Origin of the sequence: Paraliobacillus zengyii (assembly GCF_003268595.1) — a bacterium.
Lineage (GTDB): Bacteria > Bacillota > Bacilli > Bacillales > Amphibacillaceae > Paraliobacillus_A > Paraliobacillus_A zengyii.
Genome location: NZ_CP029797.1, coordinates 2,793,417 through 2,817,769 on the forward strand (window position 1 = coordinate 2,793,417; position 24,353 = coordinate 2,817,769).

17 protein-coding genes are annotated in these 24,353 nt (G+C 35.6%); 1 reads left to right on the plus strand and 16 read right to left on the minus strand.

Translation table 11 applies throughout. The features are described from left to right. Positions 1 to 739: 739 nt before the first annotated feature. From DM447_RS14195 to DM447_RS14225, 7 genes are all read right to left on the minus strand, one after another. Positions 740 to 1,102, minus strand: a complete 363-nt coding sequence (locus DM447_RS14195) for a phage holin family protein (protein ID WP_112181842.1) — start codon at positions 1,100 to 1,102, stop codon at positions 740 to 742. Position 1,103: 1 nt separating this feature from the next. Continuing rightward, on the minus strand, positions 1,104 to 1,301 hold the full coding sequence (locus tag DM447_RS14200; protein WP_112181843.1) for a PspC domain-containing protein: 198 nt from the start codon (positions 1,299 to 1,301) through the stop codon (positions 1,104 to 1,106). Between the two features lie 170 nt (positions 1,302 to 1,471). After that, positions 1,472 to 2,134, minus strand: a complete 663-nt coding sequence (bshB2, locus tag DM447_RS14205) for a bacillithiol biosynthesis deacetylase BshB2 (RefSeq protein ID WP_112181844.1) — start codon at positions 2,132 to 2,134, stop codon at positions 1,472 to 1,474. Positions 2,135 to 2,174: 40 nt separating this feature from the next. Continuing rightward, positions 2,175 to 2,528, minus strand: a complete 354-nt coding sequence (locus tag DM447_RS14210) for a YojF family protein (RefSeq protein WP_112181845.1) — start codon at positions 2,526 to 2,528, stop codon at positions 2,175 to 2,177. 184 nt (positions 2,529 to 2,712) lie between these two features. Further along, complete coding sequence (gene uvrA / locus DM447_RS14215) at positions 2,713 to 5,589, minus strand: excinuclease ABC subunit UvrA (RefSeq protein WP_112181846.1); 2,877 nt, start codon at positions 5,587 to 5,589, stop codon at positions 2,713 to 2,715. A 6-nt stretch (positions 5,590 to 5,595) separates the two neighbouring features. Next, positions 5,596 to 7,578, minus strand: a complete 1,983-nt coding sequence (gene uvrB, locus DM447_RS14220; RefSeq protein WP_112181847.1) for an excinuclease ABC subunit UvrB — start codon at positions 7,576 to 7,578, stop codon at positions 5,596 to 5,598. A 159-nt stretch (positions 7,579 to 7,737) separates the two neighbouring features. Continuing rightward, entirely contained in the window at positions 7,738 to 9,324 is a 1,587-nt protein-coding gene (locus DM447_RS14225) for a peptide chain release factor 3 (RefSeq protein ID WP_112181848.1), read from the minus strand. A gap of 308 nt (positions 9,325 to 9,632) precedes the next feature. Between DM447_RS14225 and DM447_RS14230 the strand changes: the two genes are divergently transcribed. Further along, a complete protein-coding gene (locus tag DM447_RS14230; protein ID WP_112181849.1) occupies positions 9,633 to 12,863 on the plus strand; it encodes a DEAD/DEAH box helicase in 3,231 nt (1,076 codons plus the stop codon). 70 nt (positions 12,864 to 12,933) lie between these two features. Here DM447_RS14230 and DM447_RS14235 read toward each other — a convergent pair whose 3' ends face one another. The 9 genes from DM447_RS14235 to prfB all read right to left on the minus strand — a co-directional run bounded on the left by DM447_RS14235 (position 12,934) and on the right by prfB (position 24,312). After that, on the minus strand, positions 12,934 to 13,821 hold the full coding sequence (locus DM447_RS14235; RefSeq protein WP_112181850.1) for a diacylglycerol/lipid kinase family protein: 888 nt from the start codon (positions 13,819 to 13,821) through the stop codon (positions 12,934 to 12,936). Between the two features lie 1,207 nt (positions 13,822 to 15,028). Continuing rightward, the gene (locus tag DM447_RS14240; protein WP_112181851.1) at positions 15,029 to 15,676 is read right to left on the minus strand and encodes a GTP pyrophosphokinase; all 648 of its coding nucleotides are present in this window, start codon (positions 15,674 to 15,676) and stop codon (positions 15,029 to 15,031) included. Between the two features lie 105 nt (positions 15,677 to 15,781). Beyond that, positions 15,782 to 16,966: a PDZ domain-containing protein gene (locus tag DM447_RS14245; RefSeq protein WP_112181852.1), complete on the minus strand. Its 1,185-nt coding sequence runs from the start codon at positions 16,964 to 16,966 to the stop codon at positions 15,782 to 15,784. A 152-nt stretch (positions 16,967 to 17,118) separates the two neighbouring features. After that, entirely contained in the window at positions 17,119 to 18,600 is a 1,482-nt protein-coding gene (locus DM447_RS14250; protein WP_112181853.1) for a S41 family peptidase, read from the minus strand. Between the two features lie 137 nt (positions 18,601 to 18,737). Next, a complete protein-coding gene (locus DM447_RS14255) occupies positions 18,738 to 20,132 on the minus strand; it encodes a murein hydrolase activator EnvC family protein (protein WP_112181854.1) in 1,395 nt (464 codons plus the stop codon). Between the two features lie 81 nt (positions 20,133 to 20,213). Beyond that, positions 20,214 to 21,107, minus strand: coding sequence for a permease-like cell division protein FtsX (ftsX, locus tag DM447_RS14260; protein ID WP_112181855.1), 894 nt, complete (start codon positions 21,105 to 21,107; stop codon positions 20,214 to 20,216). After that, positions 21,097 to 21,783, minus strand: coding sequence for a cell division ATP-binding protein FtsE (gene ftsE / locus DM447_RS14265; protein ID WP_112181856.1), 687 nt, complete (start codon positions 21,781 to 21,783; stop codon positions 21,097 to 21,099). The genes ftsX and ftsE overlap by 11 nt, the downstream gene beginning before the upstream one ends. Positions 21,784 to 22,097: 314 nt before the next feature. Next, a complete protein-coding gene (locus DM447_RS14270) occupies positions 22,098 to 22,964 on the minus strand; it encodes a YitT family protein (RefSeq protein WP_232824120.1) in 867 nt (288 codons plus the stop codon). A gap of 246 nt (positions 22,965 to 23,210) precedes the next feature. Beyond that, positions 23,211 to 24,312, minus strand: a protein-coding gene (prfB, locus tag DM447_RS14275; RefSeq protein ID WP_112181858.1) for a peptide chain release factor 2 whose coding sequence is annotated in 2 segments (ribosomal slippage) — positions 23,211 to 24,239 and positions 24,241 to 24,312 — 1,101 coding nt in all. Because the reading frame shifts where the segments join, the coding sequence is not laid out codon by codon here. Between the last annotated feature and the right edge of the window lie 41 nt (positions 24,313 to 24,353).

A 24,353-nucleotide genomic window follows, 5' to 3' on the forward strand; every position in this document is an offset into this window, starting at 1 on the left:
TCATTGCGATATTTTCACCTCATTTAACTTTCTAAAATCAATGCTAATTATAGCTTAAAAAGATGTTTAAATATAGTTATAAAGAAAGGGTAACTTCTAAAAGATTGTTATTTACGACTTAATTATCATAAACTACGACGTAGCGTTCATTGCGTCGGAATTATCATCAACTGCGACACAACAGAATTACCTGACCCGCTTCTCAAGTAAAATTGACTCCCTTTCCGCAGGCACGGCTTCAGCTAACTCGGAAACAAAGAACGTTTCCGAGTGGACCTTCAGCCCGCGCTGTTCCTGCAGGAGTGTCGCCAATTTCACTTGATACGCTAGTTAGGAGAAGTAAACAACAATATTCACTATGAAGAATCAGGTTATCTAGGGAATGAAGCAAGTGGGTTCCCTTTCTGTGGCTTGTGGTACTGCAATTCAATTACTCATCCCATCGAAAACTTGGGCAGTTCCCACTAGAGTGTCATTATTACATACACAATCATCATGTAGAATCTGAACTAGCTTTGGAATTATACGTAGACTCCTGTGGGAACAGCGCGGGCTGAAGATCCACTTAGTAAAGCGTTTTTTGCTTTACTAAGTTAGCTGAAGACGTGCCCACGGAAAGCGAAGTATATTTCCAAAGCGGCATGTTATGCACATTTTCTATCAACTCTGATTATTAAAAAGATACAATGTTGCGAAAAGAGCCAAAAGAAAAAAACGTAAAGGGTTATACCTTTACGCTTTATCTATTCAAAAATAGTGTATCTTTAATTAATCGATTTAATATGAGATTTAGGATAGCTAAAATAATTGCCGATAAAATCGCTATACCAAAGCCATTAATCACAAATGTATCACCAATGAACGCTTGCGTTAACATTAAAGTAATCGCATTGATTACAAATAAGAAAAAGCCAAGTGAAACAATCGTAATGGGTAATGTCAGCAAAACCAAAATAGGTTTCACAATTACATTTAAAACTGACAAAATAAGACTTGCAAGTAATGCTGTACCGAATCCTTCCAGATAAAAAGAATCAAATAGGTACGCGACAACAACTAAAGCTACAGCATTTAATAATAGCGAAACGATCCAACGGGTCATTTTATATTTCTCCATCAATTGGCATAATAAATGCTGCTGCAATATAAACAAATAACAATGGGAAAACTGCAGTGAACAACAAGGCGACAACAAAAATCAAGCGTATAATTGTTGCATCAAAATTAAAATATTCTGCTAAACCACCCAAAACACCTGACACCATTTTATTACTACTTGAACGGTATAATTTCTTATCCATCTTTTCATCCTCCTCTTATCTATCTATATTGTATGACTTTCTTAAATAAATTATCCTTTTATTCAATTAAGCAACTAAATTACATATTCTTTATATTCCACTTTTGATCATTTTTAAAACGTATAAAAAAATAAAGAAGTAGCACACTTGAATCGCGTACTACTTCTTTATTACTTATTGAAATTCCACGTATAGAATTGCTCTACAGATAAGTTCTTCTTCACAATCTCTTCCATATCCGCAGCTACTTGATTTATACTACCTAACACACCAGATGCTTGCGATGTATGAGCCATGATTGTTGCTAATTTCTTCTCGAAAAAAGGTGTAATGTCTATCGAAATATCCGCTTCACCTATGTCTTCTACTCTTGTATTTGTAATAGCTTGCGCCCACACTTTTGGTCTTTTCTCAGCGTCCATTAAACGAACTGCTTCAATCGCCGCAGCCCCAAATGCATTGTGATCGGGATGTACAGCATGATCAGGATAATGTGTAATTACAAGACTTGGCTCTATTTTTTCTAGGCGTGCTAATAAATCCTTGGCAACCTCTTCTCTTGCTTCAAATTCCAATGTTTTATCACGATAACCAAGCATATTTAATTCAATATCTAATACTTTACATGCCGCAATTAATTCTTCTTTTCTTATTTTAGGTAGCGTTTCGCGTGTTGCAAAGGTAGGGTTACCCATGTTTCTACCCATTTCTCCTAGCGTGCCACATAAATAGGTAACTGGTACACCTTCTTCACGAAATCGTGCAATTGTACCAGCAGCTCCAAATGCTTCATCATCTGGGTGTGGAAGAATAACAACAACGTGTTTTTCCATTCTATTTTCAGCTCCTTTTAAGCTTGATCTACCAATTTTGTTAATTTACAAACGGATTCTCACTAATTTCTAATGTAACTAATAATCTTCCTTCTTGATCATGTCCAGCAATAAGTAGGTGCCCTTCTTCATCTATTTCATATTCGCGAACACCTTCCGCATAGATCCAGCCGTTTTCTGTTTTTAAACCTACACGATAACTTGTTGGGTTTCCAACTATTTTCGCTTGGTTATAACGTACTTTAGCATTTCGCATAAATACACCAACATTAAAAGCTTTCTCATTATGATGACTCGCATATGCGCCATTTGTCGTCTCGATATGTATATAAACATCTTTATTTAAGAATTTTTCTAATTCATATTGCACTTTTTCTTGATCAATTACATTCATTACGAAACACCCCTTCCGACTCTTCTAACTAATTATACTCTACCCAAAAAAGGTGAAAACGTCAAAAAGCTGACTTCAGATAGCCATTTTTATTTATCTAGATGTTTGCAGACTGTTCGCTCGATTCAATTAAGCAAAAGTTAAAGAGAAGCTTGGACGCAAGAAGTGCTTCCAAGCTTTTCTTTTAAGATTGTGCTAGTTTTTCTTTTTCTTGTATATTTGTTTCCATTCGTAAACGATCTCTTTCTAAAACTGGTTTTAGATAATATCCTGTATACGATTCACTAATCTCTGAAACTTCTTCTGGCGTTCCGGTTGCGATGATTTGACCACCGCGATCTCCACCTTCTGGACCAAGGTCAATAATATGATCGGCGGTTTTAATCACATCAAGATTGTGTTCTATAATTAAAACAGTATCTCCGTTTTCGACCAAACGTTGTAATACGCCTAACAAACGGTATATATCATCAGCATGTAAACCGGTTGTCGGCTCGTCTAATATATATAGCGTTTTTCCATCTGAGCGCCGGTGTAATTCACTTGCTAACTTCACACGTTGTGCTTCTCCACCAGAAAGTGTTGTTGCAGGCTGTCCTAGACGGATATAGCCTAAACCTACGTCATAAACGGTTTGTAATTTCCTTCTGATTTTTGGAAGATTCTCAAAAAAGCCTAATGCTTCTTCTATTGTCATATCTAAAATCTCAGAAATATTTTTCCCTTTATATTTTACTTCAAGCGTTTCCCGGTTATAGCGTTTACCATGACAAACTTCACAAGATACATACACATCTGGTAAAAAGTGCATTTCAATTTTTATGATACCATCACCACGACAAGCTTCACACCGTCCGCCTTTAACATTAAAACTAAATCTTCCTTTTTTATAGCCACGAATTTTTGCTTCATTTGTTGAAGCGAAGACATCTCGAACATTATCAAATACACCTGTATAGGTGGCAGGATTAGAACGTGGTGTTCTACCAATTGGTGCTTGATTAATATCAATTACCTTTTCTAAATGTTCGCTACCTTTAATTGATTTATGTTTACCTGGTTTTTGCTTCGCACGATTTAATGTCATTGCTAAACTTTTATGAAGAATTTCATTAATAAGCGTACTTTTACCAGAACCAGATACACCGGTAACAGTTGTCATAACACCAATTGGAATCTTCGCATTAACTTTTTTAAGGTTATTTTCTTCCGCACCAATAATTTCTACAAATCTTTCATCAGCTTTACGACGGTTCGCTGGTAATGGAATAAACTTTTCACCGGATAAATATTGGCCTGTAAGTGATTTCTTCTGTTTCATCACCTGTTTTGGTGTGCCACTTGCAACAACAGTACCACCATGTTCTCCTGCACCAGGGCCAATATCAATTAACCAATCGGCTGCTAGCATTGTGTCTTCATCATGCTCGACAACAATCAACGTGTTGCCTAAATCGCGCATTTGTTTGAGTGTTGCAATTAATCGATCGTTATCACGCTGATGTAATCCGATAGACGGTTCATCTAACACGTATAAAACACCTGTCAATGCTGAGCCAATCTGTGTTGCCAAGCGAATTCGCTGTGCTTCTCCACCTGATAACGTACCAGCTGTTCGTGATAATGTTAGATAATCCAACCCAACATTAGTTAAAAAGGTTAGTCGATCTTGAATTTCCTTTACAATCATTTCAGCTATTGTTTTGTCCTTCTCAGATAAAGTAAGATTAGAAACAAAATCATTTGCTTCCGTAACGGCGAGCTCTGTTACTTTGCCAATATGTTTACCATTTATTAATACCGCTGTTGCTTCCGTTTTCAGACGATATCCTTTACATTTCGGACAGTTCTTTTGTGCCATATATTTATCCATTTGTTCACGAATGAAATCTGAAGATGTTTCACGATGGCGGCGCGCAAGGTTAGCAAGAACTCCTTCAAAAAAGATATCATTTTCACGCGTCATACCGTAATCATTTTCATAATGAAAGTGAATTTTTTCTTTTCCACTTCCATTTAGTATTTTATCTAACTGATCAGGAGGTAATTGACTGACTGGTGTATCCATATCAATACCGTAATGTTCGCAAACACTTTTAAGGAGTTGTGGATAATACTGTGAACTTGTTGGTTCCCAAGCTGCAATTGCCCCCTCATTTAAGGTTAATTCAGTATCAGGGATTACTAAGTCAACATCAACTTCCAATTTCGTCCCTAAACCATCGCAACGTTCACAAGCGCCATATGGACTATTAAAGGAAAATAAACGTGGCTCAAGTTCACCAATGGAAAAACCACAAATGGGACATGCATGTTGTTCACTAAATAACAATTCTTCTTCTCCCATTACATCAACTTTCACTTTTCCTTCACCTAAACGTAATGCTGTTTCCAACGAATCAGTAAGTCGACCAGAAATACCATCTTTAACAACAATTCGATCAACAACAACTTCAATCGAATGTTTTTTATTTTTCTCAAGCTCAATCTCTTCACTAATTTCTCGCATCTCTCCATCAATGCGTAAACGTACATAACCTTCTTGTTTTAATTTTTCTAACACTTTAACATGCTCACCTTTACGCCCAGATATTACTGGCGCAAGAATTTGAAGTTTCGTTCTTTCTGGATAAGCTAAAATTCGGTCAACCATTTGTTGCACAGTTTGTGATGAAATTTCTACACCATGCTTCGGACATACTGGATGGCCAATTCGAGCAAATAGCAAACGCATGTAATCGTAAATTTCTGTTACTGTTCCAACTGTAGAACGTGGATTTCTACTCGTTGTTTTTTGATCAATTGAAATGGCTGGAGAAAGCCCTTCAATAGCATCAACATCTGGTTTTTCCATTTGTCCTAAAAATTGACGCGCATAGGAAGATAAAGACTCAACATAGCGTCGTTGTCCCTCAGCATATATCGTATCAAAAGCTAATGATGATTTCCCAGAACCTGATAGCCCTGTAAGCACAACTAATTTTTCTTTTGGAATTTCAATATCAACATTTTTTAAATTATGTGCACGTGCACCTTTAATGGTTATTGCTTTTTTAGCCATTGATTGTCACCCCTCCGCTTTCAGCTGTATAACGATATCACGTAACTCAGCAGCTTTTTCAAAGTTCAAGTCACGCGCAGCTTGTTTCATTTCTTTTTCCATATTTTCAATCAGTTTCTCAATTTCTTTCTTCGTCATCTTACTATAACTTGGTGCATCACCTTCATACTTCGCTGAATCTTCAGCAGCCATAGTTGCGCGTATAACGTCACGAACTTCTTTTTTGATTGTCGTAGGTACAATACCATGTTTTTCGTTATATGCTTGTTGTTTTTCACGACGTCGTTCTGTTTCCTCAATTGCCCGACTCATTGAATCTGTCATCCGATCCGCGTACATAATGACACGTCCATTTTCATTACGTGCTGCTCGTCCCATTGTTTGAATCAATGCTCGATCAGACCGCAAGAAACCTTCTTTATCAGCATCAAGAATAGCAACTAAAGATACTTCTGGAATATCAATACCTTCACGTAATAAGTTAATTCCAACAATGACATCAAACTTACCGACCCGTAGATCACGAATAACCTCAATCCGCTCTAATGTTTTAATTTCAGAATGCAAATAAGCAACCTTCATTCCTATCTCTTTTAGATAGTCGGTTAAATCCTCTGACATTTTTTTAGTTAACGTTGTAATGAGTACCCGTTCATCTAGTTTTATCCGTTTATTTATCTCGCCAATCAGATCATCTATTTGACCATCAATTGGGCGAACTTCCACTGGAGGATCTAGTAAACCTGTTGGACGAATAACTTGTTCTGTCATTTGAGGCGTGTGCTCTAATTCATATGGACCGGGAGTTGCCGAAACAAAGACCATTTGTTTCGCCTTCTCTTCAAACTCCTTAAATGTCAACGGACGGTTATCCATTGCAGATGGTAATCGGAATCCATGATCAACTAAAACTTGCTTTCTTGCTTGGTCACCATTAAACATTCCACGAACCTGTGGTAACGTTACATGTGACTCATCAACAACAATCATGAAATCATCTGGAAAATAATCAATTAACGTATATGGAGTTGAACCAGCTTCTCTCAATGTTAAATGACGAGAGTAGTTTTCAATCCCTGAACAGAAACCCATTTCCTCCATCATTTCCAAATCATAACGCGTCCGCTGTTCAATTCGCTGTGCTTCAAGTAATTTATTATTTTCACGGAAAAACGTTAGCTGTTCTTCCAATTCTTTTTCAATATTTTTCATAGCGACTTTTAATTTTTCTTCACCAGTAACAAAGTGGGAAGCAGGGAAAATAGCGATGTGTTCGCGATCACCAACAATTTCTCCAGTTAGCGCATCTACTTCTCGTATACGATCAACCTCATCACCAAAAAATTCAACTCGTATACAGTGTTCTTCTCGAGAAGCCGGAATAATTTCAACCGAATCTCCACGAACTCTGAATGTACCACGTTGGAAATCTATATCATTACGTGCATACTGAATATCGACTAATTCACGAAGTAATGCGTCTCGGTCTTTCTCCATTCCAACCCGAATGGATAATACTTGATTTCGGTATTCTTCAGGAGAACCTAAACCATAAATACACGATACACTTGCTACGATTAAAACATCTTTTCTTTCAAATAAGGCAGACGTTGCTGAGTGTCGTAATTTATCAATTTCATCATTAATACTTGCATCTTTCTCTATAAATGTATCCGTCGAAGGAACATATGCTTCAGGCTGATAATAATTATAATAACTAACAAAATATTCTACAGCATTATTAGGAAAAAACTCTTTGAATTCACTATATAGTTGTCCAGCAAGTGTTTTATTATGAGCAATGACTAACGTCGGTTTGTTTACTTCTGTAATAACATTAGACATCGTAAATGTCTTACCAGTTCCTGTTGCTCCAAGTAATGTCTGTTCACGTCTACCAGCATTAATTCCGGAAACTAATTCCTTAATTGCTGATGGCTGATCACCCTCGGGCTTATATTTCGACACTAACTCAAATTTATCTACCACGATGCACCCTCCGTTCTACTCTTCACTTATCTATGATACCACATTATACTACTTTTCAAACCAAAATGCGAACAAATATTCGTTTTATTCATATTTAAAAAGATATGTAACAAAAAGCTTGAGGTACAGTTACCCCAAGCTTCTTTACTACATTATCTTTTAATAAGATTGATCATACTGATTGACTTCAAACAAGTCAATTAACTCGATATCTTTATGTTTATCTTTAAACCAACGAAGAGCAAAATCATTCTTAAATAATACTAAAAATGTTCCTTCACGGTCTTTAACTAACAGGTTTCGATCGTCGAATAACGTCGTATCGACTTGTTCCTGGTTTAACCAGCGTGGTACTCGTTCACCGATAGATTCTAACGTTACTTCTACATTATACTCGTGTTTCATACGATGTTCAAATACTTGATACTGTAATTCACCAACAGCTCCGATAATGTAGCTTTCCATCGGATAACGTGTAAATAATTGAATTGCACCTTCTTGGACCAGTTGTTCTAAACCTTTTCTGAATTGTTTTGATTTCATTACGTTTTTTGCAGTTACTTGCTTAAATAACTCAGGTGGGAATTGTGGTAATTCATCATAAACAAAAGATTCTTTACCTTCTGTTAATGTATCACCTATTCGATATGCATTCGGATCATATATCCCGATAATATCACCTGCATAGGCAACTTCAACTGTATCACGAGTGGAAGCCACAAATTGTTGTGTTTGAGACAATTTGATTTGTTTACCTGTTCGTTCTAATCTAACACTCATTCCACGCTCAAACTTACCTGAACAAACCCGTAGGAATGCTACACGATCACGATGGGCTGGATTCATGTTTGCTTGGATCTTAAAGACAAATCCTGAAAAATCCGGGTTATCGGGACTAACTAATCCTTCTGTTGTCTTTCTAGGAACAGGTTTGGGAGCCATTTCGATAAACGTATCAAAAAAACTTTGCACACCAAACGGCGCTAAAGCACTACCGAAGAAAACTGGTGTTTGATCCCCACTCAAGACCGCATCTAATGAATAGTCATCTCCTGCTTCTTCAATTAATTCCAACTCATCTAATGTATCTTGATATGTTGGATTTTCCACAAGTGCCTTATTCTCTGGATTATCTAAATCTGCATAAGGAATAGTTGTTTCTGCTTCATTTCCATTATATTGTACAAACTGTTTATTTTGACGATCAAATATGCCTAAGAAACGCTTACCCATGCCAACAGGCCAATTCATTGGATATGTTTCGATTTCTAAAACTTCTTCAATTTGTTCTAAAAGTGCTAATGGTTCACGACCTTCACGATCCATTTTGTTGATGAAAGTGAAAATCGGAATACCACGCATTTTACAAACTTTAAATAATTTAATAGTTTGGGCTTCAATACCTTTTGTTGCATCAATAATCATCACAACACTATCTACAGCTGTTAATGTACGATACGTGTCTTCACTAAAATCCTCGTGACCCGGTGTATCTAATATATTAACTTTATAATCTTTATATGGAAAGTTCATCACACTGGACGTTACAGAAATTCCACGTTGTTTCTCAATTTCCATCCAGTCAGATGTAGCAAATTTACCTGATTTTTTTGCTTTTACAGTCCCTGCTTCTCGAATTAGGTTACCAAACAATAACAATTTCTCTGTTAATGTTGTTTTACCAGCATCAGGGTGTGATATGATCGCAAATGTTTTTCTCTTATTTACTTCTTCTTGCATTGTCATTTTATAAATCCCTTCCTATCTTTAATTTGATTCATTTATAAAACATGGATTACTAAGGGATTTCTACATCGGTATAATGCTCCTTCATCTAATGTATAAGTGCTTTTTAAATGTCTATTCACGTTAGTAAAAATAGCACGTTTTTTAGGATAAAGTCAACTATTTTCACGCCAAATGACTGCCCATTTTAATCAATTGATCCTTAAAATACAAATAAAAATTTTCATTCTTACAGTTTTTGACGACAATTATTTGTTATAATGAAAAGATATACTTTTGCTAATACAAGACAAGGTAGGGAAATAATTATGCGTACCTTTTTTTTAGAAACACAAGACATTGTCAAAATAACCGGCCAACGGTTTTATAAAAGGGGCTTTGACTACTTCAAAAAAGGAAGAGTCATTGGTTTAACATACAATCAAACAATTAACACATGGAGTGCACAAGTTCGTGGAGCAAGTAGCTACAACGTTCGTATTTTCTTTTTTGATGACGATGAGCTAGAAGGTAATTGTGATTGTCCTGCATACGCCACACATTTCACTTGTAAACACATTGCAGCAGTTTTACTCGCAATAAGTAACAGTAATTCTAATGACCCTAGTCAGACAGTCTTGACTAGTACGACGAAACCAAACCCAACATTGCCAGTGAGACCGCAAGCTAAAAGTGATCCATTCACATTACGAATGCTAGAAGCTTTTAGTAGTGAAAATAGAGCGCATGTTTTGGATGCAAAAGAGCTTCGGATTGATTATACGTTAATTCAACGTAAAAACACACAAAATGCAAAACTGTTTTTAGAAGTTGAGTTACAAGTTGGTATAAAAAAAACGTATATAATTAAAGAAATCCGTACCTTTCTTACCCACGTTAAAAATCAGCAACCATACCCTGTTACAAATACATTCACATATGATCCTTTACTTCATAAGTTTGCAGAAGAGGACAAAGACATCATAGATCAGCTTATACAGGCCTATCAAAATGAAATTCTATATGATAATGACTATGGAATGACAAACAAACGTGCGGTTAGAATACCACCAAATTCAGCCAAGCCTTTATTAGAAGGAATTAGTGCAAGAGATCATACGATGAAAGATTTACAAGGCCAAATATTCGGAAGCTTTTTCTTGGAAGATAAGCTACCACCACTTACTTTTCCAATAGATCTTGAGAATGAAGATAGCTTCTCTATTAATCTGGGTGCTTTGCTTCGTTTTAATTATTTTGATGGATATGGTTATTTATATGAAGCACACACCTTTTATCTTACAAATGCTAAACAGCGCTTAATTATTGATCAGCTGTTTTCATTATTGCCTTATCGTACCAAGCATGTACATTTGATTGCCCGAGATAAGATGGAAGCATTTGTATCAAATGTCATGCCGAAATTAGAAAGAATAGGGCAACCCATTTATTCTGAAAAAACAAACGAACTACTTGCGATAACATCACTTAAGACAAAAATATATTTAGATGAATTACAGGATACACTTACAGCAAATGTTGTTTTTCAGTATGGAGATTATGAACTTGCACCATATGAATCACATCAGGCTTCTAATTTAGTAATAAAACGTGAAATGAAAGCCGAACGATCAATTTTACAACTTCTTGAACAAGCTGGTTTTTATTATTTAAATGGTCGTTTTCAACTATTTAATAATGAAAATATCTACAGGTTTTTACATGATGCTTTACCAGAACTTCATAACCATGCACTTGTTTATATTTCTGATGAGGTGAAAAAATTAGTTCGTGCAGAAGAACCAGAATTACAAGCCAATATTCAAGTGAATAACACTACCGGAATGTTAGACGTTTCCTTTGATGTTAAAGGGATATCAAATACAGAAGTACAACAACTTCTACAAGCATTAGTAGAGAAAAAACGCTATTACCGGATTCCAGATGGGCCTTTACTTGCTTTGGAAAATGAATCATTTGAATCGTTTCAACAATTTATTGACCAACTACAATTAAGTAAGTCTGATCTTCAGGATGGACAAGTTCAAATTTCAGCAGCGCGAAGTTTACAAATAGAAGAGACTTTTCCAGCTGAAGTTGCACATTATCAAGATACGTTTGAACAAATGTTAACTGCCTTAAAACATCCAGAAGATTTGCAATTTGATTTACCAACTACGTTAGATGCCGATTTACGCGACTATCAACTTGTAGGATTTCAGTGGTTTAAAACGCTCTCTTACTACCATTTAGGTGGCATTCTAGCAGATGATATGGGCTTAGGAAAAACAGTTCAAACAATAAGCTATTTATTAAGTGAAAAAGCAGAAAAAACAGATGGTAAATATCAAGCGTTAGTCATTGCACCTGCTTCACTGGTCTATAACTGGCGAAAGGAAATTACGAAGTTTGCACCTTCTTTACGTGCAGAAGTAATTGTCGGGACAAAACAACAACGTAGAGCAATCGTAGAACAATTGACTGATGTGGATGTGTTAATTACTTCTTATCCACTAATGCGAAAAGACCAAGATATATACGCATCAGTACCATTTGATGCATTGATTCTTGATGAAGCACAAGCGATTAAGAACCATCTTACTTTAACAGCAAAAGCTGTTCGTTCACTTCAAGCAAAACATCGCTTCGCATTGAGCGGTACGCCTATTGAAAATACATTAGATGAATTATGGTCAATATTTCATACGATATCACCAGGATTTTTCGGAACAAAAAAGCACTTCTTACAACAAGATCCTGCTTATATCGCAATGATTACAAGACCATTTATTTTACGCCGTCTAAAACGGGATGTGTTAGCAGAATTACCAGATAAAATTGAAACAGAACAATATTCAGAGCTAACTAAAAATCAAAAGCAAGTGTACCTTGCATATGTGGAAAAAATGCAAGAGAAGATTGCTGAAACAATTGAACAAAAAGGCTTTGAAAAAGGTAAATTAGAAATATTAGCTGGGCTTACACGTTTAAGACAAATTTGTTGTCATCCATCGTTGTTCTTAGAAAACTATACTGGAAAATCTGGTAAATTAGAACATCTAAAAGAATTAGTCGATGAATTAAGGCAAAGTGGTAAGCGACTATTAATCTTCTCACAATTTTCAAGCATGTTAAAAATAATCAACAAAGAACTACAAGCAGACGGACATGAGGTATTTTATTTAGATGGCTCCACTCCACCATCACAGCGATTAGAAATGGCTGATGCTTTTAACGAAGGTGAGAAATCAGTCTTCCTTATTTCCTTAAAAGCAGGTGGTACAGGACTTAATTTAACTGGAGCAGACACTGTTATACTATTTGATTTATGGTGGAATCCAGCTGTTGAAGAACAAGCAGCGGGCCGTGCACATCGAATTGGACAGAAGAAGGTTGTCCAAGTTATACGTTTAATAACTGAAGGAACAATCGAAGAAAAGATTTTTCAATTACAACATGAAAAAAGAGAGCTTGTGGATCAAATCATTAAACCAGGTGAAACGATGCTATCTACGTTATCAGAAAATGAATTACGAGAACTATTGACCATCGAACGATAATAGAATGATCCCATTATGCCAAACGCCAAAGGTTAGATTACATTCTAACTTTTGGCGTGTTTTCGTTTAACTATTCGATATTTCCGACTACCATTTGTATATGGTTGTGTAAAACAGTAATACTTGATGGTGTTTGATTCTGTCTTTCTCCATCACAATCAATATTTTGTGCTGGATCTGCTGTAACAGTTATACTTTTTGTTTTAAAAGCTTTAATTCCTTCATTAATTTGCTCGTTATTATCTACTTTTGATTGAAGAATAGACCAAAAAGTTGGTAAAGATGCTTCTTTGATAACCAATACATCTAACAACCCATCATGGATGCTTCCTTCTGGAAAGAAAGCTCGAATCCCACCAGTATATGTACCGTTACCCACAATAAGCATAACAGCTTCATCTTCCCAAATTCCATTATCAGATTCTATTTTTAGATGAAAAGACTTTTCTTCGCCAATTGTTTGTAGGGTACGTAAGTAATAAGCCAATCGTCCGATATTTTGTTTCGAATTTGAATCAACTGTCTCAGAAACTTGGGTAATGATACCGATGCCCCAAAAATTCAGAAAATAGTAATGATCACTTTGTCCAATATCAATCATTTTTGTTTCTTTTTCAGCAATTTGTTCAGCTGCTTTTAACGGGTTTTGTAACATTCCAATTTCCCGAGAAAAATCATTGCTTGTGCCCCCAGGGATGATCGCAAAAGCAGGTCGTTTTTCTAGCGGGGCGATCGCATTAATCACTTCATTTACTGTACCATCACCGCCAGCCGCAATAATTAGATCAACTTGACTTGAAACTTGGTTCACATATGTTGCACCATCTCCTGGTTGCTTTGTTTCATAAACAGTTACTTCCTCAAAAGCTATTTCTAATGTATTTATAATTTTTTCTTTTAATTGCAGCAGTTTTGCTTTCCCTGCTGCAGGGTTAAATATTACTGCAACTTTTCTCATATTTCTTAACCTTCCTTCATATCAGGATACTGTAGTTATACCCCTTGCATCCCTATACAAAACGCTAATAGGATAACCTTGATCATTTAATAGATGCTCAGAATGTATCTGTATTTTAAACAGACTCTTTATTCCCCAGGAAATAAGTAACGAAGCATTTAGTTAACTGCGCATGGTGAAGCTATTTCAGTTTTTTTATAACGCAACTTTCACTGATAAAACGCGAATTTAGATCTTGGCAAACTTGAGAAGTCTGCAATCCAATGTTAAAGTTGACTCGTGCTCATTTTGAAAGCATCTGCATCTGATCACGAACTTGAGGTAAACTCAGTCGTAATATAACTCACTTTATATAAAGTTCAATACAAGATAATCTATGCTTCGCTCCTCAAGCGAAATGGGCTCCCTTTCCGCAGGCACGGCTTCAGCTAATTCGGTAAAGAAAACCACTTTACCGAATGGATCTTCAGCCCGTGCTGTTCCTGCAGGAGTCTCGCCCATTTCGCTTGATCCGCTAGTGTAGCCTGCTAATTAAGAATTATATAAAATGCTTGTTATTTGTCATTAAAATACAAGTTAGCAAACATTAAATCAACTACATACAAAACTACCATGCTTCTTATGTTCGCCAACTTTTTGAAGAATTATCATCCAAAGAAAACCGTTTTTTTGAATAGCTATTCGAATTAGTTTATAACACAGGCAATCGGTCACTGGACAGACTTTAAAAATAATACGTTATCTGCTTGTCATAAAGTTTTATTGTACTTATCACTACAGTTGTTAACATTATACCGATTGATTGTAGCGTAGGGCAGTCGATCCTCGAAAATATAGTTCGATTTTCTTCGTGCGGTGTTGGTTCAGGAAGTAAATTCAAAGTCCTGCGGGAAAAGCAAGATCTGAAGATCCACTCCTTAAAGCGATTTGTGCTTTACGGAGTTAGCTGAAGACTTGGGACTGCGATTACTCGCCCCACCGAAAACATTTGCCCGCGGAAAGCGACTGCCTGAAGCGGAAATCAACGTGGCAGTTACGACAGAGTCTATAGTTATTCAGTCATAAACGACAGTATTGTTAACAAACTCTTTTAACAAGCTATATAATGAATACATTCCAGATTCATAACAGCCAACTAGTGGCACTTATTTTTTGTCCCATTCATATCAAAAGACACGCATACAATCATGATTGTATGCGCGTCTTGTTATTTCAATATAGTCGGTGTTACTTTATGTTTTTCTCTTTCCACTTGCGTATGAATGTATTCCATTTTGTCATCAAGTGCTCTTACAGTATCTGCTGCTTGTTTTAATTCATTTTTTAATTCTTGAGGGATTTCTTGATCATATTTGTAAAAAATTTTATGTTCCAAACTCGCCCATGTATCCATCGCGATTGTTCGTATTTGTACTTCTACTGGGACATGTTCAGTTGAATTAGCAAGAAAAACAGGCACTTCAACAATGAGGTGAAAACTACGATATCCATTTGGTTTTGGATGTTTAATATAATCTTTTACTTCAAGTACTTTAATATCATCTTGCTGACTAAGCATATGGTAAACTTTATAAATATCCGCAACAAATGAACAAGTTACTCGAACACCAGCAATGTCACGTACATGTTCTCTTGCATTAGATAGTGTGACTTCTAACCCTTTTCTATTTAACTTGTCCATAATACTATTCGGTTCTTTTAATCTCGATTTAACATGCTCCATTGGATTGTGATTATGAATAAATTCAAACTCTTCACTTAGAATACTTAATTTTGTATCAATTTCATCTAAAGCGAATTTGTACACTAATAAACCATTTTTCCAATCATTAAACCTTTTTTGTAAAGTATTCATTCCGCTCAACCTTTCATAAGGCACTCAAGTTATATTACTAAGTAATTATACATTGAATTAACGGCAAAATGATGAAATTTCTATTAAATTTATATGAAAATTAAATTATTGCGCCTTTTCTATTTTCCATGTTGTTTCGCTAGGAAAAATAATTCCTAATTCATAATGTTCTCCTTGATAGAGGGCGCGCTGCGCAAATCTTATTTCCCCTCTTTCATCTCGAATATCAAGTTTACAATATGCACTGTTTAGCTGAAGTGCTTCATAAAATGCTTGCTCACTGGAAACAGGTTGGCCATTAACCTTGATAATTTTTTCACCAATCATTAATCCAATATTCTCTGCTGGTGTACCTGGGATAATTCCTAATACTTTTAATCCAGTCTCTTCTACTGCAAAATAAGTAGGATTTCTTAAATCACGTAATCGGAATTGTAACGCTAATAGCTCACGTCCAATAATCGCGATAACCACACTTATTAATGTAAAAATAGTAATATAATAGCCTGCTATCGAAAACCCAATTACGATAAAACCTAATATTAATAACGATTGTCCAAATTTATGTGTCGCCTTTATAGGCATTGAACCTCTTACTACATGTTCAAAACCAATTATTGCAGGAATAAATAAGAGTCCAAATTCTGTTTCACCTATAGAAAATATCGGCCACCAATCAGCAAATGGTGTAATTAACCCAGCTGGCAATAGACTTATGAAAGGTATGAGCATTATTTTTTTTACTCGGTGTTGTCCTACCCATTTACCACGACTGCCTTTCTTTAATTCAGGAAAGGTTTCTTCTTGTTGTATACGTATCATTTTAATCGCTTCGATTAAAATAAAAATCCCCATTAAAGTAGTGAATATCAACCATTGAGAGTCTTTTATCTCCGTATTCCATGAAGTTGGTAGATAGGATATGAAATATGGAGAAAAGAGTAAGGCTATGTAGGTAAATCCAAATGTATACGCTGCTGATAACCACGTGAACCTTTTCCCAATTGAAAATAAAATAGTAAACAAAACAAGTCCTGCAATCATGAGATAATGAAGCGACGCACCAATAATTAACATACCTAAAGATAAGCTTAATCCAGCTAAAAGTGTCGTTTTCCATGTGTAACGTAGTTCATCAAATATAGTAAATATTTTCGTACCAAAGTATTTTCGTTCTTTCTTAATCCTGGTAAATGATGCTATGAATGTAACAATAAAAAACCAATATATTAGCGGATTAAAGAAAAGTTTGCCTACACCTTTTGCTAATTCAATTAACCATGTCTCCATATATTTTGCACACCCCTTTCACTTCTTTGTCTAATGAGCCTTTATTTATTATAATTCGATAAAAGATGATCTTTTCCTTCTTTTATAAGAAAATTTTAAGCAATTCCCTTATGAATAAACTTACTTCATAAGGGAATTGCTTACTTTCTTGATTAATCAAATAATACTTCTAATGCCTTTTCTTGTTGCGCGTCCTCTTCACCACTTCTTACTTTTTCAATGACACTTGTTTGTAATTTCTCAGCGGTTGCTTCATCAATCTCGCCTGTTACTTCTAAATCATTTTCTGCTTGATATTCTTCTACAGCAGTTTCTGTTTCGCGACTAAAGTAGCCATCTTCTCGATTTGGATTATATCCTAAACCTTCCAACATAATTTGTGCATTCTCAATGTCTTCATTGCTATCGTTATAGGAATAAGTTTCCTCTACTTGAATAGGATTCGCATAAAAGTATGCTGGCTGCATTATCTCTACAGTCGGCTCAACTCCCTCTTCATGAATCCAATTCCCTTCTGGAGATAACCATTTAAATAAAGTTAGTTTAATTGTACTACCGTCTCCCATTGGGATCGTTTGTTGTACTGTACCTTTTCCAAAACTTGTTGTACCAACTATTTCGGCATTTCCTGCTTCTTTCATTGAAATGGCTAAGATTTCAGAAGCCGATGCGCTACCTTCATCTATTAAAACACTAATTGGGTAATCTTTTGCATTGTCCAATTCAGAGAAATAGCGTTCTTTATTTCCTTCACCATCTTCCACCTGCATATACGGTGTGTCCTTTGTTATAAAGTTCTTCAAGATTTCTTGAATAGAAGGTAATAAACCACCCGGATTTCCTCTTACATCGATGACTAAACCTTCAATCCCCTCTTCTTCTAAACTTGTCAACTCTTCTTCAAAACGAGTAGCAGTATCTTCGGAAAAAGAAGTTATTTCAATTATTCCTGCTTTATTACCATTTACTTCAGTTGTTTCCGAATAAACTGTTTCCAGTGGAATATCATCTCTTGTTAATTCAACTTCAATTGTATTTGTAGCACCAGGTCGTTGGATTTCTAACGTTACTTCGGAGCCCTGTTCCCCACGAATCTTGGAAACAGCGTCATATAAGTCAAGACCTTCGATACTCTCTTCATCAACTTTTAGTATTTGATCATTAGGTTTTAAACCTGCTTGTTCTGCAGGAGAATCTTTTATCGGTGCAACAATAGTAACCTTACCATCAACCATACTAACTTCTGCACCAATCCCCTCAAAAGAAGACTCGATCTGTTCATTAAATTGTTCCATCGTTTCTTGGTCCATATAAACACTATATGGATCATCTAAAGTTGCGAGCATACCTTCAACTGCACCTTCGATCAACTGATCTTCATCAGCACTTTCTAAGTAGTTGTCCTGTATGACACTGTATGCTTGCATAACTTTTGAAAAAGTAGTTGATTCTCCAGCATCACTAAGAATTTCTTCTTGTTCATCCTCAGAAAGATCGGAAAAATTAACTGAGTCGATATTTTCTTCGGTTGATACAGTTTCTTGCAACAATTGCATACTGAAGAAAGTACCTACTCCACCAATAAGTACTGCAGCAACTATAATTAGAACTAGATAATTTTTCTTGATTTGCACTTTTTTCACCCCGATTTTTTTGTTCAATATTATTTTCCTAGTGTACCATATGTATGACACAAAAAGGCACCACAACATTTCGTGCGATGCCTTTGTTTATTTAGATTATGCTTTTATTGTGAAAAGATGTGTACTTATTATGGTAAATATGGTGATGGATTAATTGCGCCATGATAACTCCATCCGCCATTGTGTACTTCAAAATGTAAATGACTTCCAAATGAGTTACCTGTATTACCCATTCCACCAATTGTTTGCCCTTGGGATACACTTTGCTCAAGCGATACCGCTCTACTATTTAAGTGTGCATATACAGTAGTTAGATTTAAGTCTGGATGATAGATATAAATTACATTACCATAACTTGAAGAATAGTTAGATCTGGTAACAACACCTGATGCTGCTGCTTTAATTGTTGTACCGACACTATTCGCAATGTCTAAACCATAATGCATGCCACCGCCATTAAAGCTACGATAGCCATAAGGAGAAGTGAGTGTTCCAGATGCTGGCATCACAAATGCAGCATTACTAGTAGATGGAGCTGGCTGTGATGCAGCTGGAGTAGAGCTTTCACCACTACTTGAGTCGCTATTATTTTCTGCTGCCGCCGCAGCTTCTTCTTTTGCTTTCTCTTCAGCTAATTGTTCTAATTCTTGTTTTTTTGATTCTGCTTCTTTCATTGCGTTAGCAATAATAGAGGCTTGATCATTTAATGTTTGCTGTTGTTCTGCTAACGTCATTGTGTATTCTTCTAATTCGCTATGCTGATCCTCTAAGTTCACCATTAACGTTTCTTTTTCCGCCACTTGACTATCTAGTGTCGCTTGAATAGATTCAAGATCTTGCTTTTGGACAACTAAATTCGCTCGTTTATCTTCTAAGCTAGCTTTATCATCTTCTAATTGTGTCTTCTTATCTTCAACTGCTACTTTTTTGGTTTTCATATCTTCTTTATCAGCTTGATGTGCTTCCATGATACTTTGATCTTGATCCATGATTTTCGTTACAGCTGTTGCACGATTTAGAAAATCACCAAAGTTTTGTGCACCCATCAGTACTTGCAAATAACTGATATCTCCACCATTTTGTTGAATAGCACGCAATCTATTTTTCAATAACTCTTCGCGCTCAGCAATTCGTTCTTCTAAGACTACTATTTCTTCTTCTAAGACTACTATCTCTTCTTCTGTTTCTTCTATTTCTGTTTCTGTTGAACTAATCTCTTGATTAGTAGTTGATATTTCACTTTCTTTGTTTGCTAACTTCGTTTGCGTTGCTTGTAAATCAGCATTAATCGTTTCTATCTCACTTGTAACTTCACTCTGTTCAGCTTCATTTTCAGCAATTTTCTCTTCTGTTTCTTCCGTTTCACTTGTAACATTGCCAGACTCTTCATTTATAGTGCTCTTTTCACTTTCTAGATCATTCAATTTCTCATCCAAACTAGAGATGTCTTCTGCAGTTACTGGTGATATCGTAAACCCAATTATCGTTGTGAAAATTAAAAGGTACATGATGATTTTTTTCATGGTAAAGAATCCTCCCCCTCTAGTAATCTAGCTTTTTAGTTCCGATAATCTATGTAAGTATAAATCTCTTAAAGAAGAGATTTATACTTTTAGAAACTTCCGAACACTCATAACGCTTCCCCAAATACCTATTGATGCTCCAATTACTAAAATCAGTAATGCCAATTGCCATGCAAATGGTGAAAATGGTAGTATTTCTAGAAAACTAAATTGATTAATTGATGAAGCATTAGCATCTAGATAGTAATAACCTGTTAATAAAACCGCAACTGGAATAATACTTCCTAGTACACCAAGTAAAAGACCTTCGACAAAGAACGGCCAGCGAATAAATCCGTTCGTTGCACCAACCAACTTCATTACACCAATCTCTTTACTACGTGCCATTATCGTAATTTTTATTGTGTTTGAGATTAAGAATATTGCTGTGAATACTAATCCTAAGATAAGGACAAGACCTATATTCCGAGCATATTCATTAAATTTAAACAAATTTTGCACAACGTCTTGTCCATAATTTACTTTTTCAACATTTTCTATCTCTTCAATTTCTTGTGCAATTGTCAATGTTTCTTGAGGATCTGTTGTTTTAACAATATAAGCATTATTTAAAGGATTATCTTGTTCATATAACTCCCATGCGCCGCCTTCATCACCCATGCTTGATATTAGGCTTTCTAACTCTTCCTCTTTTGTTGCGAAGTCAACAGTCGATACTTCTGCAATCTCATCTATCTGGTCACCGACTGCTTCAATTTCTTCTTCATCTGCAGTTAATTCAACTAAAACCTTAATTTCAACGTCTTCTTCTAAATTATCAGCGACATGATTCAAGTTAAGCATGAGCGCTAAGAATGCACCAACTAAAATTAATGTCGTGGTTACTGCACCGACAGAAGCAATGGTCATCCATCCATTACGCCAAATATTTTTTGTACCTTCACGAAGATGTCTTTTAATTGTATTAAATCTCATAGCCGTATTCACCTCGATGTTGATCACGCACAACTAAGCCATCTTCAATAGCAATTACGCGTTTTTTTATCGTGTTGACAATTTCTTTACTGTGGGTAGCCATAATAATTGTTGTACCCGTTGCATTTATTTCTTCTAGTATCTTCATAATTTCCCAAGATGTTTCCGGATCTAGATTACCTGTTGGTTCATCCGCAATGACTAGTTTGGGGAAGTTGACAATCGCTCTGGCAATTGACACTCTTTGTTGTTCGCCACCTGAAAGTTCATCTGGGATAAATCGCGCCTTATTTTTTAAACCAACCAAGTCAAGAACTTCCATCACACGTTTACGAGTACCACGTGGTGACTCTTCTAATACTTCTAAAGCAAAAGCTATATTTTCATAGACTGTGAGTTTTGGTAATAGTTTAAAGTCTTGGTAGACAACGCCAATATCTCTTCTTAGGTAGGGGACATGTTTTCGTTTCATTTTGGAGATATCTTTATCGTTAACTTTTATTGTTCCTTTTGAGGCTAATACTTCACGGAAAATTAGTTTAATAAATGTTGATTTACCAGCACCACTAGGACCAACAACATAAACAAATTCACCAGGTTCTATTGCTATATCTATACCATTTAGTGCCGTAACACCATTTGGATATGTTTTATATACACCTTGCATTTGTATCATATTTTTTATCACCTTTATTGTTAGTTTATTTTCTAGATGTAGGACAACTGTTACCAAATGATAGTCACAGCTTGTCTTAAAATATTTGACCTGTTCATTATAACATCTATTTTCACTTTTTTTAGACATTTTTTTATTACATTTTCATTTCAAACCCTGTTAATAATTACAAAATTCGCAAATACGGTAAACTTTTTGTTATGATTTGGAACATTCCCTTACTTAATCTGTTAAATAAAAACTAAGAAGAAGATTCTAAATTATCATCGAATCTTCTTCTTAGATTTAGTAGATCTATACTCTAGTTACTCAATTCATGTATTTTTAAATCCTTCTCCTAATACTTCACTTGCATTCATTGCAACAACAAAAGCTTTTGAATCAACACGACGCACCATCTGTGTCACTTTACTAAATTCATTTTGGGTAACAACACACATAATAATTTTACGGTTTTCGTTCGTATAACCACCTTCAGCATTCCAAACAGTCACACCACGATCTATATCTTTTAAAAGCACTTGTCGAACTTCTTCAACTTGATCTGTTATTATCATAATATTCTTCGACGTATTAAAACCAACTTGAACGAGGTCAATCGTGCGACTTGTAACAAATAAGCCAATTAAAGCATATAACCCTTGTTCCACAGAAAAGACAAAGGTGGCAGTTATTACAATCAGGCCATCAAATAGTGCAACACATATCCCTAAAGGTAATGGAAAGTATTTATGCAGTACTTGTGCCGCTAAATCAATACCACCAGTAGACGCTTTACCACGAAATACGATACCTATTCCAAGGCCAGCGCTCATGCCACCAAATATAGCACCTAACAATGGATCTGGTGTGGCTGCATTCCAATCACTTGTTACGAATACGAACAAAGGTAAAACGATTGTTCCTACTAAAGTTTTTAATCCAAACTTACTTCCTAATATTAGAATACCGATTATAAAGAGTGGAATGTTTATCGCCCACTGAACTAATGAGGGTTCCCAGCCAAAAACAGACTTCGTAATCGTACTTATTCCAGCAACTCCACCAGAAGCTACTTCATTTGGCAAAAGAAATAGATTAAATGCAATAGCTACCAAAAATGCACCTATTAATACATAACTATATTCTATTATATGAATGAAGACGATTGGCACAGGTTCCCGTCTATATTTTGCAATCAAAATAAAACACCTCAAACTTTCTATATTACTATCCGTCATTTTCAACCTTAAGGAGTATATCATTGTTTATAATAAGAGGACAACCGTTTTTAGTAGAGTATAGTAATGGAGTAATGTAGCAAACTCAATAATTCATATGAAAGTGCTCGGTAAGAGAAGCTTTAAAGCACAACTCTTCAAATATAGTTTATTATAAAAAAAAGGAACTTTAGCATATTTCAGCTGAAGTTCCTTTATCTTTACTAGTTAAGCCAATTGTGAGCGCAAATATGCATCAATAAATGGATTGATATCCCCATCCATTACACCGTTCGTATTTCCTACTTCCATATTTGTACGATGATCTTTTACCATGGAATAAGGATGGAATACATAGGAACGTATTTGACTGCCCCAGCCAATTTCTTTTTGTTCTCCCCTAATCTCATCTAATTCAGACTGTTGTTTTTCAATTTGTAATTGATACAACTTTGCTTTCAACATCTTCATTGCTTGATCACGATTTTTAATTTGTGAACGCTCTGACTGACATGTAACAACAGAATTAGTAGGTACATGGGTAATTCGGACAGCTGAATCAGTTGTATTAATATGCTGACCACCAGCACCACTTGCACGATATGTGTCAATCTTAAGATCTTCCGTATTAATTTCAATATCAATATCATCATCTAGTTCCGGCATAATATCACAGGATACAAAAGAAGTATGGCGTCTACCTGAAGCATCAAATGGCGATATTCGCACTAAACGATGTACACCTTTTTCTGCTTTCAAATAACCATAGGCATTGTGACCTTTAATTAATAAAGTCACACTTTTCACACCCGCTTCCTCTCCAGGTAAATAGTCTAATGTTTCAACTTTAAATCCTTTCGATTCTGCCCAACGTGTGTACATCCGAAGTAACATGCTAGCCCAATCTTGTGACTCCGTACCACCTGCACCAGGATGCAATTCTAAAATCGCATTATTTTTATCGTATGGTTCACTAAGTAGCATAAATAATTCAAACCGTTTTAACGCTTCGCTTAATAAGTGTACTTCATTTTCCAAATCAGCTCGTAACTCTTCATCATTTTCTTCTTTAACAAGCTCATATGAAAGCACAACGTTTTCCAAACTTTCCACGTGCTGATCAAACGTATGAACAAACTCTTTTAATTCATTTACATCCGCAATAACTTTTTGTGCTGTTTCTTGGCTATCCCAAAAACCAGGCTCTGACATTTGATTTTCTAACTCTGCAATGCGCGTGCGCTTCTCTTCTAAGTCAAAGAGACCCCCTAAAGTCTGTTAGTTGTTGCTCTATACTATCTAATTCATGTCTTATCTCTGCTAATTCCATTTTCTACACCTCTTATAATCATTCATTTCTCTAGCATTCAT

Coding starts and splice junctions, on each gene's coding strand:
- DM447_RS14195 (WP_112181842.1), bottom strand. CDS start 1,102: ATGACCCGTTGGATCGTTTCGCTATTATTAAATGCTGTAGCTTTAGTT.
- DM447_RS14200 (WP_112181843.1), bottom strand. CDS start 1,301: ATGGATAAGAAATTATACCGTTCAAGTAGTAATAAAATGGTGTCAGGT.
- bshB2 (WP_112181844.1), bottom strand. CDS start 2,134: ATGGAAAAACACGTTGTTGTTATTCTTCCACACCCAGATGATGAAGCA.
- DM447_RS14210 (WP_112181845.1), bottom strand. CDS start 2,528: ATGAATGTAATTGATCAAGAAAAAGTGCAATATGAATTAGAAAAATTC.
- uvrA (WP_112181846.1), bottom strand. CDS start 5,589: ATGGCTAAAAAAGCAATAACCATTAAAGGTGCACGTGCACATAATTTA.
- DM447_RS14225 (WP_112181848.1), bottom strand. CDS start 9,324: ATGACAATGCAAGAAGAAGTAAATAAGAGAAAAACATTTGCGATCATA.
- DM447_RS14230 (WP_112181849.1), top strand. CDS start 9,633: ATGCGTACCTTTTTTTTAGAAACACAAGACATTGTCAAAATAACCGGC.
- DM447_RS14235 (WP_112181850.1), bottom strand. CDS start 13,821: ATGAGAAAAGTTGCAGTAATATTTAACCCTGCAGCAGGGAAAGCAAAA.
- DM447_RS14240 (WP_112181851.1), bottom strand. CDS start 15,676: ATGAATACTTTACAAAAAAGGTTTAATGATTGGAAAAATGGTTTATTA.
- DM447_RS14245 (WP_112181852.1), bottom strand. CDS start 16,966: ATGGAGACATGGTTAATTGAATTAGCAAAAGGTGTAGGCAAACTTTTC.
- DM447_RS14255 (WP_112181854.1), bottom strand. CDS start 20,132: ATGAAAAAAATCATCATGTACCTTTTAATTTTCACAACGATAATTGGG.
- ftsX (WP_112181855.1), bottom strand. CDS start 21,107: ATGAGATTTAATACAATTAAAAGACATCTTCGTGAAGGTACAAAAAAT.
- ftsE (WP_112181856.1), bottom strand. CDS start 21,783: ATGATACAAATGCAAGGTGTATATAAAACATATCCAAATGGTGTTACG.